13 protein-coding genes, 5 tRNA genes and 1 pseudogene are annotated in these 15472 nt (G+C 75.4%); 11 read left to right on the top strand and 8 right to left on the bottom strand.

Annotated features, from left to right (window positions below; all coding sequences use genetic code 11):
• The first annotated feature begins 75 nt into the window (after positions 1-75).
• The 3 genes from cobT (at position 76) to ACFYYT_RS22320 (ending at position 5739) form a co-directional block, all read left to right on the top strand.
• On the top strand, positions 76-3420 hold the full coding sequence (gene cobT, locus ACFYYT_RS22330) for a nicotinate-nucleotide--dimethylbenzimidazole phosphoribosyltransferase (protein ID WP_351824052.1): 3345 nt from the start codon (positions 76-78) through the stop codon (positions 3418-3420).
• A 210-nt stretch (positions 3421-3630) separates the two neighbouring features.
• A complete protein-coding gene (gene cobA, locus ACFYYT_RS22325) occupies positions 3631-4884 on the top strand; it encodes a uroporphyrinogen-III C-methyltransferase (RefSeq protein WP_351824049.1) in 1254 nt (417 codons plus the stop codon).
• Between the two features lie 42 nt (positions 4885-4926).
• Positions 4927-5739, top strand: coding sequence for an RNA methyltransferase (locus ACFYYT_RS22320; RefSeq protein WP_351824046.1), 813 nt, complete (start codon positions 4927-4929; stop codon positions 5737-5739).
• A gap of 52 nt (positions 5740-5791) precedes the next feature.
• Here ACFYYT_RS22320 and ACFYYT_RS22315 read toward each other — a convergent pair whose 3' ends face one another.
• Positions 5792-6982, bottom strand: a complete 1191-nt coding sequence (locus ACFYYT_RS22315) for a serine/threonine-protein kinase (protein WP_351824043.1) — start codon at positions 6980-6982, stop codon at positions 5792-5794.
• 546 nt (positions 6983-7528) lie between these two features.
• On the opposite strand from ACFYYT_RS22315, the gene ACFYYT_RS22310 reads away from it, so the two are divergent.
• The 3 genes from ACFYYT_RS22310 to ACFYYT_RS22300 all read left to right on the top strand — a co-directional run bounded on the left by ACFYYT_RS22310 (position 7529) and on the right by ACFYYT_RS22300 (position 9699).
• The gene (locus tag ACFYYT_RS22310) at positions 7529-7714 is read left to right on the top strand and encodes a hypothetical protein (protein WP_351824040.1); all 186 of its coding nucleotides are present in this window, start codon (positions 7529-7531) and stop codon (positions 7712-7714) included.
• Positions 7715-8391: 677 nt separating this feature from the next.
• Positions 8392-9315 (top strand): phosphotransferase family protein, encoded by a 924-nt coding sequence (locus ACFYYT_RS22305; protein WP_388609047.1) that lies wholly within the window; start codon positions 8392-8394, stop codon positions 9313-9315.
• A 75-nt stretch (positions 9316-9390) separates the two neighbouring features.
• Entirely contained in the window at positions 9391-9699 is a 309-nt protein-coding gene (locus tag ACFYYT_RS22300; RefSeq protein ID WP_351824037.1) for a zf-TFIIB domain-containing protein, read from the top strand.
• 53 nt (positions 9700-9752) lie between these two features.
• On the opposite strand, the gene ACFYYT_RS22295 is transcribed toward ACFYYT_RS22300, so the two are convergent.
• The 5 genes from ACFYYT_RS22295 to ACFYYT_RS22275 form a co-directional block, all read right to left on the bottom strand.
• Positions 9753-9827 (bottom strand) — tRNA-Val (locus ACFYYT_RS22295).
• Between the two features lie 40 nt (positions 9828-9867).
• Positions 9868-9939, bottom strand: a tRNA-Val gene (locus tag ACFYYT_RS22290).
• Between the two features lie 19 nt (positions 9940-9958).
• Positions 9959-10030, bottom strand: a tRNA-Val gene (locus ACFYYT_RS22285).
• A gap of 1 nt (position 10031) precedes the next feature.
• Positions 10032-10105: transfer RNA gene (locus ACFYYT_RS22280), tRNA-Cys, on the bottom strand.
• Between the two features lie 41 nt (positions 10106-10146).
• Positions 10147-10219, bottom strand: a tRNA-Gly gene (locus ACFYYT_RS22275).
• Between the two features lie 180 nt (positions 10220-10399).
• On the opposite strand from ACFYYT_RS22275, the gene ACFYYT_RS22270 reads away from it, so the two are divergent.
• The 3 genes from ACFYYT_RS22270 to ACFYYT_RS22260 all read left to right on the top strand — a co-directional run bounded on the left by ACFYYT_RS22270 (position 10400) and on the right by ACFYYT_RS22260 (position 13209).
• Positions 10400-11482, top strand: coding sequence for a chorismate-binding protein (locus ACFYYT_RS22270; RefSeq protein ID WP_351824034.1), 1083 nt, complete (start codon positions 10400-10402; stop codon positions 11480-11482).
• Positions 11479-12300: an aminodeoxychorismate lyase gene (locus ACFYYT_RS22265; RefSeq protein WP_351824031.1), complete on the top strand. Its 822-nt coding sequence runs from the start codon at positions 11479-11481 to the stop codon at positions 12298-12300. Before ACFYYT_RS22270 ends, ACFYYT_RS22265 begins: the two co-directional genes overlap by 4 nt.
• Before the next feature lie 72 nt (positions 12301-12372).
• The gene (locus ACFYYT_RS22260) at positions 12373-13209 is read left to right on the top strand and encodes a GNAT family N-acetyltransferase (protein ID WP_351824028.1); all 837 of its coding nucleotides are present in this window, start codon (positions 12373-12375) and stop codon (positions 13207-13209) included.
• 24 nt (positions 13210-13233) lie between these two features.
• On the opposite strand, the gene ACFYYT_RS22255 is transcribed toward ACFYYT_RS22260, so the two are convergent.
• Complete coding sequence (locus ACFYYT_RS22255) at positions 13234-13728, bottom strand: DsbA family protein (protein ID WP_351824025.1); 495 nt, start codon at positions 13726-13728, stop codon at positions 13234-13236.
• Positions 13729-13880: 152 nt separating this feature from the next.
• Here ACFYYT_RS22255 and ACFYYT_RS22250 point away from each other — a divergent pair, with 152 nt between their 5' ends.
• A complete protein-coding gene (locus tag ACFYYT_RS22250; protein WP_351824023.1) occupies positions 13881-14324 on the top strand; it encodes a hypothetical protein in 444 nt (147 codons plus the stop codon).
• 178 nt (positions 14325-14502) lie between these two features.
• On the top strand, positions 14503-14694 hold the full coding sequence (locus tag ACFYYT_RS22245; RefSeq protein ID WP_351824020.1) for a hypothetical protein: 192 nt from the start codon (positions 14503-14505) through the stop codon (positions 14692-14694).
• Positions 14695-14742: 48 nt separating this feature from the next.
• On the opposite strand, the pseudogene ACFYYT_RS22240 reads toward ACFYYT_RS22245, so the two are convergent.
• Positions 14743-15297 (bottom strand): annotated as a pseudogene (locus ACFYYT_RS22240) (CGNR zinc finger domain-containing protein); the annotation flags it as partial.
• Positions 15298-15472 lie beyond the last annotated feature (175 nt).

The following is a 15472-nucleotide window of genomic DNA, read 5'->3' as shown; positions in this document are numbered from 1 at the left end:
ACGGCGAACTCCGCACGGCGGGCCTGCGGGCGACCGGGCGATCGAAGAGGCAACACCGATGGGCGAGGGGTACGCATGACTGACACCGGCCAGGTTCCGGGCGAGGGCCACCCGGACAACGCGGGCATGGTGGATCAGCAGCAGGGCATCCCCGCTCCGGTCCCGCCCCTGCCGCCGCTGCCCCCCCAGCCCCCGGCGGGCTACGCCTTCCAGGACCTCGTGGACGACCCCGCCGAGGCGGAGGACGAGGAACTGCTGCTGATGCCGAGCGGTCAGGGCTCCTGGAGCGACCCCCAGGTGGTCCCGCCGGTGCCGGCCTTCCCGTCCGACTTCCCCGGTGGCCCCGGCTCCGAAACCGGTTTCGCGCCCTACCCGCAGGCCGCCGTGGCCGGGTACCCCGAGCCCGGGCACCCCGGCTTCCCGGAACAGGGCTACGCCGAGGGCGGCTACCCCGCGCCCCAGCAGCCCGGCGCGCCCGCGCAGCCCGGCTTCCCCGACGGCTCGTACGCCGATCCCTCGTACGCCGGCGCCGGGCACCCCGACGCCTACGCCGAGGCCGCCGCGTACAGCGCCGGCGCGCACGAGGCCGGCGGCCGCGACAGCGGCGCCCTCGACCTCGGCGGCCTCGTGGTCCCGCCGGCCGCCGAGCAGGTACCGGCCGCGGCTCCCGCGACCCCGTCCCGGCGGCCGCTGCACATGGGCCCGCCCGTGCCCGAGGCCACCGGCGTCGTACGCTCCCTCGCGGACCGGGGCCCCGCCGCGTCGCCGGCCGCTCCCGTGATCCCCGCCCCGGCCGCGGCGCCCGCTCCCGTTGCCGCTCCCGCTCCCGTTGCTGCTCCCGTTGCCGTGGCGCCCGAGCCGGTGCCGGTGGCGACCGCCGAGCCGGTGGCCCAGCCGGAGCCGCTGCCCGTGCCCGCCGCCGAGCCGGTGGCCGAGCCCGCCGCCGCCCCCGTGGCGCAGGCGCCGGTACCGGTCGGGCACGCGGGCCCGCCGACCGTCGGTCCCGAGTACCTGGACGTCCCGCAGCCCGAGGCCCCCGCCGCGCAGTCCGCCGAGATCCCGCCGCAGCCGGGTACGCCGTGGGCCGCCGAGTCCGCGGCGGACGCTGCCGTGGCCGCCCCGGAGCCGGTGTCCCCGGAGCCCGTCCCGGCCTCCGAGCCCGCCGCCGAAGCCGCTCCCGAGGCGGCCGAGCCCGCCCCGGCCGAGCAGCCGCAGGCCCCCGAGGCCCCGGCCGCCCCGCAGGCCCCCGAGGCCGAAGCCCCCGCCGAGCCGGAGCCGGCCGAGGCCGTGGAGCCCGCCGTCGCCGAGCCCGCCGTCGCCGAGCCCGCCGTCGCGGAACCGGCCGCCGTCGAGGCCCCGGTCGCAGCCGCGGAAACGGTGGTGCAGCCCGCCGCCGAGCCGGCCCCGGCCGAGCCCGTCGACGTACCGGCCGAGCCCGGACCGCAGGCCGCCGCCGAGCCGCTCGCGGCCGCCCCGGCGGAGCCCGCCGAGCCCGCCGACGCCGCCGAGCCCGTCGGCCCGGCCGCCCCCGCCCAGACCCCCGAAGCCCCGGCGGCCCAGGAGCTCCCGGAGGCCCAGCAGCCCCACGAGCTCCAGGAGGCCCCCGAGGCCACCGACGCCCCGCAGGCCCCCGAAGACGCCGCCCCCGCAGCGGAGCCCGTCCCGGCTCCCCAGCCCGTCCAGGCGGGCGAGCCCGCCCCCGCGTACGACGACGCCGAGCGCGAGGCCGTGCTCCGCGTCATGCGCGAGCGCCGCGACATCCGCAAGGGCTTCCGCACCGACCCCATCCCGCACGAGGTGCTGCTCCGCGTCCTGGAGGCCGCCCACACGGCGCCCAGCGTCGGCCACTCGCAGCCCTGGGACTTCGTCGTCATCCGCTCCGCCGAGACCCGCCGGACGATGCACGAGCTCGCCCAGCACCAGCGCGAGGCCTACGCCAAGTCGCTGCCCAAGGGCCGGGCGAAGCAGTTCAAGGAACTCAAGATCGAGGCCATCCTCGACACCCCGGTGAACATCGTCGTCACCGCCGACCCCACGCGCGGCGGCCGCCACACCCTCGGCCGGCACACCCAGCCGCAGATGGCCCCGTACTCCTCCGCCCTCGCCGTCGAGAACCTCTGGCTCGCCGCCCGCGCCGAAGGCCTCGGCGTCGGCTGGGTCAGCTTCTTCGACGAGCGCGAGATGGTCCGCGCCCTCGGCCTCCCCGAGCACCTGGAGGTCGTCGCGTACCTGTGCGTTGGCTACGTCGACGAGTTCCCCGAGGAGCCCGAGCTCGCGCAGGCCGGCTGGTCCCAGCGCCGCCCCCTGTCCTGGGTCGTGCACGAGGAGACGTACGGGCGCCGCGCGCTGCCCGGCGAGGAGCCGCACGACCTGCTCTCCGAGACGGTCGCCAGCATCCGCCCGCTCGATGCCAAGGCGCTCGGCGAGGCCTGGGAGCGGCAGAAGCGCATGACCAAGCCCGCCGGGGCCCTGGGCATGCTCGAAATCCTCTCGGCCCAGCTCAGCGGCCTCTCCCGGGTCTGCCCCCCGCCGATCCCGGAGCCGGCCGCCGTCGCGATCTTCGCCGGTGACCACGGGGTCCACGCCCAGGGCGTCACGCCGTGGCCGCAGGAGGTCACCCTCCAGATGGTGGCCAACTTCCTCGGCGGCGGCGCGGTCTGCAACGCCTTCGCCAACCAGGTCGGCGCCGAGGTCTGCGTCATCGACGTCGGCGTCGCGGGCGACCTGCCCGCCACCCCGGGCCTGCTGCCCCGCAAGGTGCGTCCCGGCACCGCCGACCTCTCCACCGGCCCGGCCATGACCCGCGAGGAAGCCGTCGCGGCCATCGAGGTCGGCATCGAGACCGCCCGCGACCTGGTCGCGGCGGGCAACAAGGCCCTGCTCACCGGCGAGATGGGCATCGCGAACACCACGGTGTCCGCCGCCCTCATCTCGGTGTTCACCGGTGTCGACCCGGCCGAGGTCACCGGCCGCGGCACCGGCATCAACGACGAGACCCACGCCCGCAAGGTCGAGGTCGTCCGGCGGGCCCTGGAGCTCCACCAGCCCGACCCGGCGGACCCGGTCGGTGTCCTGGCGGCCATCGGCGGTCTGGAGCACGCGGCGATCGTCGGCCTGCTGCTGGGCGCCGCCTCGCTGCGTACGCCGGTCATCCTGGACGGCGTCAGCGCCGGCGCGGCCGCCCTGGTGGCCCGCGCCATCGCCCCCGAGGCCCTGTCGGCCTGCATCGCCGGGCACCGCAGCGCGGAGCCGGGCCACGTCGCCGCCCTGAACAAGCTCGGCCTGCGCCCGCTGATCGACCTGGACCTGCGCCTCGGCGAGGGCACGGGTGCCCTGCTGGCCCTGCCCCTGGTCCAGAGCGCGGCCCGCGCCATGCACGAGGTCGCCACCTTCGACTCGGCGGGCGTGACGGAGAAGTAACCCCGGCCGTCGGCGGGGCCGGTTCCACCGCCCCCGCCGGGCGGTGCCCCGGGCCCCGCCGAGCGGTGTCCGGACCCCGGGCCCCGCCGGGAACGCAGCCGCGGCGGGTCGTATCGTGGACCCGGACACCGGAAAACCGCACGTCACCCCAGCCGCTCCGACGTAGCAGCGGCCTCGTCGATCCCCGCCGCATCAGGAGCCGCATCCGCCATGGCAAACCCGGCACACCCCGCCTACCCCGTAGGACTCCGCCTGGCCGGGCGCCGCGTCGTCGTCATCGGCGGCGGCCAGGTCGCCCAGCGCCGCCTTCCCGCCCTCATCGCGGCCGGCGCCGACGTCCTGCTGATCTCCCCCTCCGCCACCCCCTCCGTGGACGCCATGGCCGAGACCGGCGAGATCCGCTGGGAGCGCCGCCGCTACCAGGACGGTGACCTCGCCGGAGCCTGGTACGCCCTGATCGCCACGCAGAACCGCGAGGACAACGAGCGGATCTCCGCCGAGGCCGAGCGCGAGCGCGTCTGGTGCGTGCGCGCCGACGACGCCTCCGCCGCCACCGCCTGGACCCCGGCCACCGGCCGCGTCGAGGGCGTCACCGTCGCCGTGCTGACCGGCAACGACCCCCGCCGCTCGGCCGCCGTCCGCGACGCCGTCGTCGAGGGCCTGCGCGACGGCACGCTGACCGCCCCCGCCCACCGCCACAAGGGCGAGCCGGGCGTCGCCCTCGTCGGCGGCGGCCCCGGCGACCCCGACCTGATCACGGTCCGCGGCCGGCGCCTGCTCGCCGAGGCCGACGTGGTCATCGCCGACCGGCTCGGCCCCCGCGACCTCCTCGACGAGCTCCCGCCGCACGTCGAGGTCATCGACGCCGCGAAGATCCCGTACGGCCGGTTCATGGCCCAGGAGGCCATCAACAACGCGCTGATCGAGCACGCCAAGGCCGGCAAGGCCGTGGTCCGGCTCAAGGGCGGCGACCCGTACGTCTTCGGACGCGGCATGGAGGAGCTCCAGGCCCTCGCCGAGGCCGGCATCCCGTGCACGGTGGTGCCCGGCATCTCCAGCTCCATCTCCGTGCCCGGCGCCGCGGGCATCCCCGTCACCCACCGCGGCGTGGCGCACGAGTTCACCGTCGTCAGCGGCCACGTCGGCCCCGACGACCCGCGCTCCCTCGTGGACTGGGCCTCCCTCGCCAAGCTCACCGGCACCCTGGTGGTCCTCATGGGCGTCGACAAGATCGGCCTGATCGCCGAGGCCCTGGTGCGGCACGGCCGCGGCGCCGACACCCCGGTGGCGGTCGTCCAGGAGGGCACCACCGCCGCCCAGCGCCGGGTGGACGCCACCCTGGCCACGGTCGGCGAGACCGTGCGCGCCGAAGGGGTCCGCCCGCCGGCGGTCATCGTCATCGGCGAGGTCGTCCGCGTGAACCCCCCGGGCACCGCGGGCACCCCGCCCACCACCAGCGCCTGACAGGCCGTTGGCACCGCACCCAGGACAAGGCAGTATCACCCTGTGGCTGATCTCATCACCATCGAAGACCCCGACGACCCGCGCCTCGGCGACTACACGGGCCTGACCGACGTCGAACTCCGGCGCCGTCGCGAGCCCGCCGAAGGCCTCTTCATCGCCGAGGGCGAGAAGGTCATCAGACGCGCCAAGGACGCCGGGTACGAGATGCGCTCGATGCTGCTCTCCGCCAAGTGGGTCGACGTCATGCGCGACGTCATCGACGAGCTCCCGGCCCCGGTCTACGCCGTCAGCCCGGACCTCGCCGAACGCGTCACCGGCTACCACGTGCACCGCGGCGCCCTCGCCTCGATGCAGCGCAAGCCGCTGCCCACGGCCGGCGAACTGCTGGCCTCGGCCCGCCGGGTGGCCGTCATGGAGGCGGTCAACGACCACACCAACATCGGGGCCATCTTTCGCAGCGCCGCCGCCCTCGGGATGGACGCCGTCCTGCTGTCGCCCGACTGCGCGGACCCGCTCTACCGCCGCTCGGTGAAGGTGTCGATGGGCGCGGTGTTCTCCGTCCCCTACGCCCGTCTCGACGCCTGGCCCAAGGGCCTGGACTCAGTACGGGAGGCGGGCTTCCGGCTGCTCGCCCTCACCCCGCACGAGAAGGCCACGCCCATCGAACGGGCCGTCCCCGAGGCCCAGGACCGGGTCGCGCTGATGCTCGGCGCCGAGGGCGAGGGCCTGACCACCCAGGCGCTGGTCGCCGCCGACGAATGGGTGCGCATCCCCATGGCGCACGGAGTGGACTCGCTCAACGTGGGCGCGGCCGCGGCCGTCGCCTTCTACGCGGTGGCGGGCAGCCGCTCCTGACAGCGCTCCGGGCCCCGTCCGGGGCCCGGAGCCCGGCGCGCTCCCGTAGCTCCTAGAGCTTCTGCGCCAGGGCGATGCCCAGCGCCACCAGGAGCGTCACCACGACGAACACGATCAGCCGCTGGCGCAGCAGCTTCGGGTCCGGCCGGGGCGGCCGGCGCCCCGTCCCGGTCGTACGCGGTCCCGGGCGGCCGCCGCCACCCGTACGGCCCGCCGTGGACCCGGGATTGCGCGGGGACGAGGGCCGCGAGGACGGACCCCCTTGCGGAGCCCGCTCCCGGGGCGCGGGAGTGGCGCCGCCCCCGGTACGGCGTTCCGCGTTGTATTCGGTGTACAGGGCGGTCTGGTCGGCGGACCGCCCCACGGGCCGGTCGGCACGGACCCGCTGCGCGGGCGGCCGCCCGTCGCCCAGCCCGTGCGCCTCGCGGGCGGCGATCTCCTTCAGCCGCATCGACAGCTGGAGCGTGGTGGGCCGCTCCTCGGGGTCCTTGGCCAGACAGGCCCGCACCAGCGGGGCCAGCGCGTCGGGCACCCCCACCAGATGGGGCTCCTCGTGCACCACGCGGTACAGCATGACCTCGGAACTGCCGTGCCCGAAGGGCGAATCGGCGGTCGCCGCGTAGGCCAGGGTGGCGCCGAGCGCGAAGACGTCCGTCGCCGGGGTGACGGTGGCGCCGCGCACCTGTTCGGGCGCGAGGAAGCCGGGGGAGCCGACGGCGGTGCCCACGTGGGTCAGGGTGCTCGCCCCGGTCGCCCAGGCGATGCCGAAGTCGATGATCCGCGGACCCTTGGGGGAGAGCAGGATGTTCGAGGGCTTCAGGTCCCGGTGGACCACCCCGGCCTCGTGCACCGCGACGAGCCCCTCGGAGAGCGCGGCCCCGATCGCGGCGATCTGCGCGGCCGTCAGGGGGCCTTCTTCGGCCACCTTGTCGTGCAGGGAGGGGCCGGGCACGTACTGCGTGGCGAACCAGGGGCGCTCGGCCTCCAGGTCGGCGGCCACCAGCCGCGCGGTGCACCCGCCGCGGATCCGCCGCGCGGCGGACACCTCGCGGGCGAAGCGGGAGCGGAACTCCTGATCCTCGGCCAGATCCGGCCGGATCACCTTCAGCGCGACGCGCTGACCGCGCCGGTCCGAGCCCAGGTAGACCACGCCCATACCGCCGGCGCCGAGCCGCCGGTGCAGTCTGAACGAGCCGACGACACGCGGGTCCTCGCGCCGGAGCCGCATCATCGCCATGTCCACCCCGCTGACCGGTCGTCCTGTTGACCTGGCACAGCTTACGGACCATCCGGCACGAGCGCTCAGAGGCCGCGCCCTCGCCGGGGGATTCGATTGTCAGTGCGGGGCAGGCCACTTGAGGGTGTCCCGGCCGGATCGGCCCGCCGCGGGCCGCCGCCCGTCCCGGCGCCCAAACGGCTCTCGGGTCAAGGGGATTGGGGCCGGAGCGGGCCCCTGGCGGGGCCGTCTCGGCAGTGGAGCGCCGGTCGCGGGCACGGAAGGCCGCCCCCAGCCCTTACGAGGACACGTGTGTGCAGGGAGTGACGGAAGTGAGCGAAGTCACTACCCTCCGGTCATCCCCTCGGGGAAGACCCCCAGGACGGCAGGGCGGTCTCCACCCAGGGGAGTACTCCGCGGGCCTCCTCCTCATCCTCCCGTAGGCCCGTCAAGGGGTACGAGGGCATGAGGCCAGGGACCTTCCGGCGGCCTAGTGTTGAAGACAAGCGGCGGGTGGCGCACTCGTCCCCCGAGGTCACGAGCCCGCCGCTGCCAAACGACAGGGAGAGGACCATGGCGGACATCGCTCGGCAGGGACGCAAGGCATTCGCGTTCCACAGCCATGAGTCCGGTACGCGCCACCCGCTGGTGGCCGCGGCCATGGTCCTTCCCCTGGCCGCCCTCCTGCTCTTCCTCTTCGGAGGCTTCGACCAGGTGGTGGCACAGGCGTCGTCCGTGGGTGTGATGCTGGGGCGCTGAGCGGCGCCCCGGGCCCGGGAGAGCGGCCCGGGCCGGGACATCGGCCTGTCGGACCCCGTGGGGACGGGGGCTCGACGACGGACGGCAGGTGAAGGGTGCTGCCCGTACGACTGGGGAGTCGGACGGGCAGCACCCTTTTCTTTCGCCGGCCCGCCGGGCGTCGTAGCCTCGTCCCGGACGACGGGAGACCCCATGGCACACGAGCACCCCCCTACCCCGGCCCCGCCCCGGCCGGCGCAGAGCCCCACCGCCCCCACACCGGCGCATGCCCAGGCCCCCGCCGCCGGACCGGCGCCCGAGCCCGCGTTCGCCCCCGTGGCGGTACTGGAGCCCCCGTCCGCCCCCGTGCCCGCACCGGGAACCCCGTCCGCCCCCGTGCCCGCACCGGGAGCCCCGTCCACCACCGTGCCCGTACCGGAGTCCCCGTCCGCCCCCGTGCCCGCACCGGGAACCCCGTCCGCCCCCGTGCCCGCACCGGGAACCCCGTCCGCCCCCGTGCCCGTACCGGGAGCCCCATCCGCATTCGTCGCGGTACCGGGAGCCCCGTTCGCCCGCGTGGCCGTACCGGGGTCCCCGTCCGCCCCCGTGCCGGTACCGGGCCCACCGTCCACCCCCGTGGCGGTACCGGAGGCCCCCGCCGCATCCGAGGCCCCGGGCGCCGCGTGAGCGCCCTCCCGCTGCCCGCCCCCCTGCCCGCCGCCCTCGCCTCCTGGGCGCGCGGCGGCGGCCCCGGGCGGCCGTACGAGCTGATCGCCGACCGCCCCGACGGGACCGTCGTCCGCTGCGGGGACGCCGTCGCCAAGGCGCACGCCCCCGGCAGCGACCCGGAGGCCCTCGCCGCCCGGATCCGGCTCGCCGGCTCCGGCGCCCTCGCCGGGGTGCTGCTGCCCCCGCTGCGCACCGGGGCCGTCCACGGCCGTGCCGTCTCCCTCTGGCCCTACGGCGCCCCCGTGGACCCGGAGCGCCCCCAGGAGGCCCCCTGGGAGGAGGCCGCCCGGCTGCTCGCGGCGCTGCACCGCATCCCGCCCCACGCCCTCCCCGGCCCGGTCCCGCCCATGCGCGGCCCGGCCAAGGTGGCCCGCGCCCTGCGCCGCCTGGCCCGGGCCCCGCAGGCGGGCCGGGAGGACGGCCGCGCCGTCCGCGCGGCCGCCGGCACCCTCCCCGCATGGGCCCGTGGCGAGGCCGACCCCCCGCCCGGCGCGGCGGCGCTCTGCCACGGCGACCTCCACCTGGGCCAGCTCGTGCGCCACCCGGCCCCCGACGGGCCCTGGCGGCTCATCGACGTGGACGACCTCGGCCTCGGCGCCCCCGCCTGGGACCTCGGCCGTCCAGCCGCCTGGTACGCGGCCGGCATCCTCGCCCCCGACGCCTGGTCGCGCTTCCTGGACGCCTACCGCGCCGCGGGCGGCCCGGCGGCGGGCCCGCCCGGCACCGACCCCTGGCCGGAACTCGACCTCGCCGCCCGGGCGCTGACCGTGCAGACGGCGGCCCTCGCCGTGGCCAAGGCGGCCCCCGCCCGGCGCCCGCTGGACGAGGCGGAACGGCTGATGCTGGATTCCTGTGTCCGAATGGCTACGTCCCGGGCCGAGTTGGAGCCGTAGCTCCGCCGTAGGGTGAGCGGGAGGTGCCGGGCGCGCGTCCGGCACCGCACCAGACGGCGAGGAGTTGAACCGGTCATGCAGTGTCCGAAGTGTCACGCGATCATGCACACCTACAACCGCAACGGCGTTCAGATAGAGCAGTGCAGCGGCTGCCGCGGCATCTTCCTCGACTACGGCGAGCTGGAGGCGCTGACCCGCCTGGAATCCCAGTACACGGCACAGCAGTACGGCCAGGTTCCGCCGCCCGCCGCCCCGCCGGCCCCGTACCCGGTCCAGCACGCGGCCCCGGCCTGGGGCGCCCCGCAGCACGGCGGCCACCACGGCCACGGGCACGGACACGGCCACCACAAGGGCGGTTTCGGCCGGATGCTCTTCTCCTCCTGATCCGCGGAGAACGCGAAAGCCCCGGCCGTCGTAACGGCCGGGGCTTCCCGAGCTGGTGCGCGATACTGGGATTGAACCAGTGACCTCTTCCGTGTCAGGGAAGCGCTCTCCCGCTGAGCTAATCGCGCGGGACCACGGTCTTGAACCGCAGGTGGTGCGTGTACTACGTGCGCGATACTGGGATTGAACCAGTGACCTCTTCCGTGTCAGGGAAGCGCTCTCCCGCTGAGCTAATCGCGCGGGGATCCTTGCGGATCAGTGGACGATACTGGGATTGAACCAGTGACCTCTTCCGTGTCAGGGAAGCGCTCTCCCGCTGAGCTAATCGTCCTTGGAGGTGGAGACGGGATTTGAACCCGTGTAGACGGCTTTGCAGGCCGTTGCCTCGCCTCTCGGCCACTCCACCATGGAGCTGCGGGGGTTCTCGGGAAGAAATCCCCCACTTCGAGCGGACGACGAGACTCGAACTCGCGACATCCACCTTGGCAAGGTGGTGCTCTACCAACTGAGCTACGTCCGCAGGTCACCGTGTTGGCTCCGGGGTTTTGCCCCTTCGCTCCCTGGCGACGTGTTGAACTCTAGCGGATTCCCGGGCCAGCTCAAAAACGCGTTTCCGCAGCGTGCTGCCGCCCGATCACCACCGGTCACCCCGCGGTCACCTCACCGGCGCCATCGCGTCACCGGTCATAGACTCGCAGCCGTGCACGACCTGCCTCCCCTGGCCCGCTTCGGCGGCCTCCTCGCGACCGACCTCCGTGACGTCACCGGTGACCCCTCGGCCCTCGACTCCACCGGGTTCTGGGCGGTGACCGCAGACTTCGAAGGCCGGCTCGTCTGCGCGCGCTTCGGGGACATACGCCCCGACCCCGTCCCCGCGCCGGTTCCCGGCGCCTGGCGGGGTCCCGGCGCCGGCCAGTGGTCCTCCTCCCTCGACCGCTCCGCGTACGTCGCGGGCGTGCGCCGGATCCGCGAGTACATCGCGGCCGGGGAGGTCTACCAGACCAATCTCTGCCGCGTGATGTCCGCGCCGCTGCCCGACCCGGCCCGGGCCGATGTCGACGCTCTCACCGCCCTGCTCGCGCGCGGCAACCCGGCCCCGTACGCAGGAACGATTCGGCTTCCCGCGCACGGCGTGGAGATCGCCACCGCCTCCCCCGAGCTCTACCTCAGCCGCTCCGGCCGCCACCTGGAATCCGGCCCCATCAAGGGAACCGGCCGCACGGTCGCCGACCTGCAGCCCAAGGACCACGCCGAGAACGTCATGATCGTGGACCTCGTACGCAACGACCTGGGACGGGTCTGCGCCACCGGCTCCGTCGCCGTCCCCGAGCTGTGCGCCGTCGAGGAGCACCCGGGCCTCGTACACCTGGTCTCCACCGTCAGCGGGGAGCTCGCCGAAGGCGCCGGCTGGGCCGACCTGCTCCGCGCCACCTTCCCGCCCGGCTCCGTCACGGGGGCCCCCAAGTCCGCCGCCCTGCGGATCATCGAGGAGCTGGAGACCGCCCCCCGCGGCCCCTACTGCGGGGGCATCGGCTGGGTCGACGCCGACCGGGGGACCGCCGCCCTCGCCGTGGGCATCCGCACCTTCTGGATCGACCGCGAGGCCCCCGCCGGCCCCCGCCTGTGCTTCGGCACCGGCGCCGGGATCACCTGGGGCTCCGACCCCGACCGCGAATGGGCGGAGACCGAACTGAAGGCCGCGCGGCTGGTGGCGCTGGCCTCCGGAACCGCGGAACAGGGCCCGCACGGGGCCCGCGACCTGAGTGGAGGAACCGTACGGTGAGGATCTGGCTCGACGGAACACTGCGGGACGAACACGACGCCAGGGTGTCCGTGCTGGACCACGGGCTCACCGTGGGCGACGGGGTCTTCGAGACGCTCAAGGCGAAGGACGGCACCCTCTTCGCGCTCACCCGCCACCTGGACCGGCTCACCCGCTCCGCCCGCGGCCTCGGCCTGCCCGACCCCGACCTGGACGAGGTGCGCCGCGCCTGCGCCGCCGTCCTCGAAGCCAACCCGGTGCCGCTGGGCCGCCTGCGGATCACCTACACCGGCGGCCCGTCCCCGCTCGGCTCGGACCGCGGCGACGCCGGTCCCACCCTCGTCGTCGCCGTCGGCGAGACCGCCCGCCGGCCCGACACCACCGCGGTGATCACCGTCCCCTGGGTCCGCAACGAACGCTCCGCGCTCACCGGACTGAAGACCACCTCGTACGCCGAGAACGTGGTCGCCCTGGCCCGGGCGCACGCCGCCGGCGCCTCCGAGGCCCTCTTCGCCAACACCGTCGGGCAGCTCTGCGAGGGCACCGGCTCCAACGTCTTCGTCGTCCTCGACGGGGAACTGCACACCCCGCCCGTGGCCTCCGGCTGCCTCGCGGGCATCACCCGGGCGCTGACCGTCGAATGGACCGGCGCCAAGGAGACCGACCTGCCCTTCGAAGCGCTGGAGCACGCCGAGGAGGTCTTCCTCACCTCCACCCTGCGCGACGTGCAGGCCGTCCACCGCGTCGACGGCCGCGCCCTCTCCGCCGCCCCCGGCCCCGTCACCGCCGAAGCGATGCGCGTCTTCGACGACCGCGCCGGATCGGACCTCGACCCCTAGGGGGCGTCCGCAGAGTCCCGCCTGGCGCGCACCCCGTAGCCACGGCGCCGTGCGGCGGGTAGAAATCGAAGGGTGACCACCACCCTGCGGCCCTCCGGACCGCTCCGGCACAGCGACGACGGCGCCCGCTCGCGCCCCTACGAGGTCCGTGTCAACAGCAGGCGGGTGGGGGCGCTGACGATCGCCGCCGACACCCCCTTCGGGCCGACGGTGGGGGAGATCCGCGATCTGGCCGTCGACGAGCGCGACCGCCGCCGCGGCCGCGCCACGGTCGCGGCGCTCGCCGCCGAGGAGGTGCTGCGCGGCTGGGGCTGCCGCCGGGTACGGATCACCGTCCCGGCGGACTCGCCCGGCGGACTGCGCCTCGCCGCAGCCCTCGGGTACACCGAGCACAGCCGCACCATGGCCAAGGAACTCCCGGCGGGGCCGCCCGCCCTCGCCGGGGGCGCCGTCGGCCGCCCCATGACGCCGGCCGAGTACGAGGTCTGGCTGGCCCGCGCCGTGGAGGGCTACGAGCGCAGCTGGATCGCCCGCGGCATGTCGCCTGCGGCCGCGCGCGCCAAGTCCCGGACCGACCACGCCCGGCAGCTCCCCCAGGGCCTGGACACCCCCGGGGTGTACCTCCGCGTCCTGGAGGCGGACGGGGTCCCGGTCGGCCAGGTGTGGCTCGCCGCGCGGGATCCGCAGGAGGGGGGCGCCGCCTTCGTCTTCGACGTCGAGGTCGCCGGGGAGCACCGGGGCCGGGGCCACGGCCGCGGCCTGATGCTGCTCGCCGAGCGCACGGCCCTGGCCGCGGGCCACCGCCGCCTCGGCCTCCACGTCTTCGCCGACAACACCCCGGCCCGGCGCCTCTACGAGTCCCTGGGCTACGTCACGACGGACGTGCACTGCGCCAAGGACCTGATCTGAGCCGTGGGGAATCAGGCTCCGGAATCAGGCTCCGAGCAGCCGGTCGGCGATCTCCTCGATGCGGGCGCGCAGGCCCTCCTGGCTCTTGCCGCCGTCCAGGCGCTCGCCGTCGATCACATAGGTCGGGGTGCCGGTCACGCCGATGGCCTTGCCCTCGGCCTGGTCGGCATCGACGATCAGGATGTGCCGCCCGTCGATCAGGGCGGTGTCGAACTCCTCGACGTCCAGGCCCAGTTCACGCGCCACGTCCAGCAGTACGGCCTCGCCGCGCTCGCCGAGTTCGGCGGTGCGGGCCAGAACGGCCTCCGTGTACGCCCAGGCCTGCCCCTGCTCGGCCGCCTCCTCGGCGGCCTGCGCGGCGGCGAAGGCGTGCTTGTGCTTCTCCAGCGGGAAGTGCCGCAGCCGGATGTCCAGCCGGTCGCCGTAGCGGGCCCGCAGGGCGCGTACGTCGTCCAGAGCGCTGTGGCAGTCCGGGCACTGGAGTTCGCACCAGACGTCGAGGATCACGGAATCGGTCATGCGGACAGTCTCCCAGACCCCCCGGGGAGGAGACCGACCCCGAGATGTCCCGGAGATCGGCGCGGCCGGGGCCGAGGGCATGGCCCCGACGGCACCGGGCAGTGCAGGATGGAAGGGACAGATCGCCCATCCGCCCAGAGCCGGAGGACCGCATGCTTGCCGAGACCATATGTGCCGCGGTGTCCGCGGCGGGCCTGGGCGTCGCCGCGCTGACCGCGTACCGCAGGCGGTTCCTGGCCGCCACGCGGATCGCGGCCTACGCGCTGGTGCCGGTGGGGCTGGTGCTGACCGGCGTCGTGGCGTGGGTGTCCGGGATGGTCTTCAAGCCGTCCGTCTGGATCGGCTTCGGCCTGCTCGGCCTGGCCTGGCTGCTCTTCATGACGACCCGCGCCGTGGAACGCCGCGCCCTGGGCAAGGAGCCGGCGCCCGCGCGGGCGGCCCGCGGCGGCCCGGCCCGCGAGGCCGTCGCCCCCGCCGCCTCCGACCCCTCCCTCGATGCCGGATCCGGCCGGAGCGCCGCCGCGCCGGCGGCCTCCGCGCCCCCGGCCGACGACTTCTCCGACATCGAGGCCATCCTCAAGAAGCACGGCATCTGACGGGCCGCGACGGCACCCGCCGAGCTCCTCGGCGGGCACCCCCTAGCGGACGGCGCGCCGCTCGCGGGGGAGAAGCGGCGGGAAACCACCTGAACTGACGGAGAACGGACGAACTCCCGCGCCGGTCATGGCGTGTTGGGGGACGGCCGGGCGGGCGCCGCGCGATCATCGGCCCGACATGCTCGACACATCGCAGGACGAGCCCCGGGCTCCCGCTCCCGCCGCCGAGGTCCCGCTCACCCGGGCGCCGCTCGCCCCCGAGGGGCGCGGCTGCCTGTTCGCCCTCTCCCAGCCACCCCTGATGATCTTCCTGGGGGTGATCGGAACGCTACTGCTGCTCGCCGCCGTGCACGACCTCTACCTGCTCTGAGACCTGCTCTGAAACCTGCTCTGAGACCTGCTCTGAGGCGTCGGCCTCCGCGCCGGCCTCCTTGCGCCGGGCCCGGTACGCGGCCACGTGCAGCCGGTTCCCGCAGGTGCGGCTGTCGCAGTAGCGCCGGGAGCGGTTGCGTGAGAGGTCGACGAAGGCGCGCCGGCAGTCCGGGGCCTCGCAGCGGCGCAGCCGCTCCTGCTCGCCGGAGACCACGATGAAGGCCAGCGCCATGCCGCCGTCCGCCGCCAGGTGGTCGCCCACCGAGGCGCCCGGCGCGAAGTAGTGCACGTGCCAGTCGTAGCCGTCGTGGTCGGTGAGCTGCGGCGTCGTGCCGGCCGTGGCGACCAGCTCGTTGATCAGCACGGAGGCCGCGCGGGAGTTCGGTGCCGAGAAGACCTGGGCGAACTTGCTGCGCACGGTCCGCACGCCCGCGAGGTCGCGGGCGCCGAGCTCGCCGACGTCGCTGATGGCGTATTCCCGTACGAAGCCGCGCAGCGCCCCGATGTCGGACAGCCCGTCCGGCCGGTCCGGCTCGGCCGCGGTGTTCACCAGCGCGACGACGACGTCGAGCGCGCGACGGGTGTCGTGGGGGATCTGCACGGGGTCGCTCCCTGGAGGCCGGCCTTGCGGCGGCGGGCCGCTGCCGCCGCTGGGGGCCGACTCTAGCGGTTGCGCTCCGGCGGGCACCCGAGCAGACCGGCGCCGTCCTCGCGGGTGGCTCCCGCGAGAACAGCGCCGGCAACGCGTATGTGGTTGTCCGACCCGCACCGTCGCC

The organism is Streptomyces sp. NPDC002032, assembly GCF_042890765.1.
GTDB lineage: Bacteria > Actinomycetota > Actinomycetes > Streptomycetales > Streptomycetaceae > Streptomyces.
Note: the sequence above shows the minus strand (reverse complement) of the source record. Positions and strands in the feature narration are given on the sequence as shown.

What these genes read in the sequence shown, in the direction of transcription:
- cobT (WP_351824052.1), top strand. Translation starts at nt 76, where the DNA reads ATGACTGACACCGGCCAGGTTCCGGGCGAGGGCCACCCGGACAACGCG.
- cobA (WP_351824049.1), top strand. Translation starts at nt 3,631, where the DNA reads ATGGCAAACCCGGCACACCCCGCCTACCCCGTAGGACTCCGCCTGGCC.
- ACFYYT_RS22310 (WP_351824040.1), top strand. Translation starts at nt 7,529, where the DNA reads ATGGCGGACATCGCTCGGCAGGGACGCAAGGCATTCGCGTTCCACAGC.
- ACFYYT_RS22300 (WP_351824037.1), top strand. Translation starts at nt 9,391, where the DNA reads ATGCAGTGTCCGAAGTGTCACGCGATCATGCACACCTACAACCGCAAC.
- ACFYYT_RS22255 (WP_351824025.1), bottom strand. Translation starts at nt 13,728, where the DNA reads ATGACCGATTCCGTGATCCTCGACGTCTGGTGCGAACTCCAGTGCCCG.
- ACFYYT_RS22250 (WP_351824023.1), top strand. Translation starts at nt 13,881, where the DNA reads ATGCTTGCCGAGACCATATGTGCCGCGGTGTCCGCGGCGGGCCTGGGC.
- ACFYYT_RS22245 (WP_351824020.1), top strand. Translation starts at nt 14,503, where the DNA reads ATGCTCGACACATCGCAGGACGAGCCCCGGGCTCCCGCTCCCGCCGCC.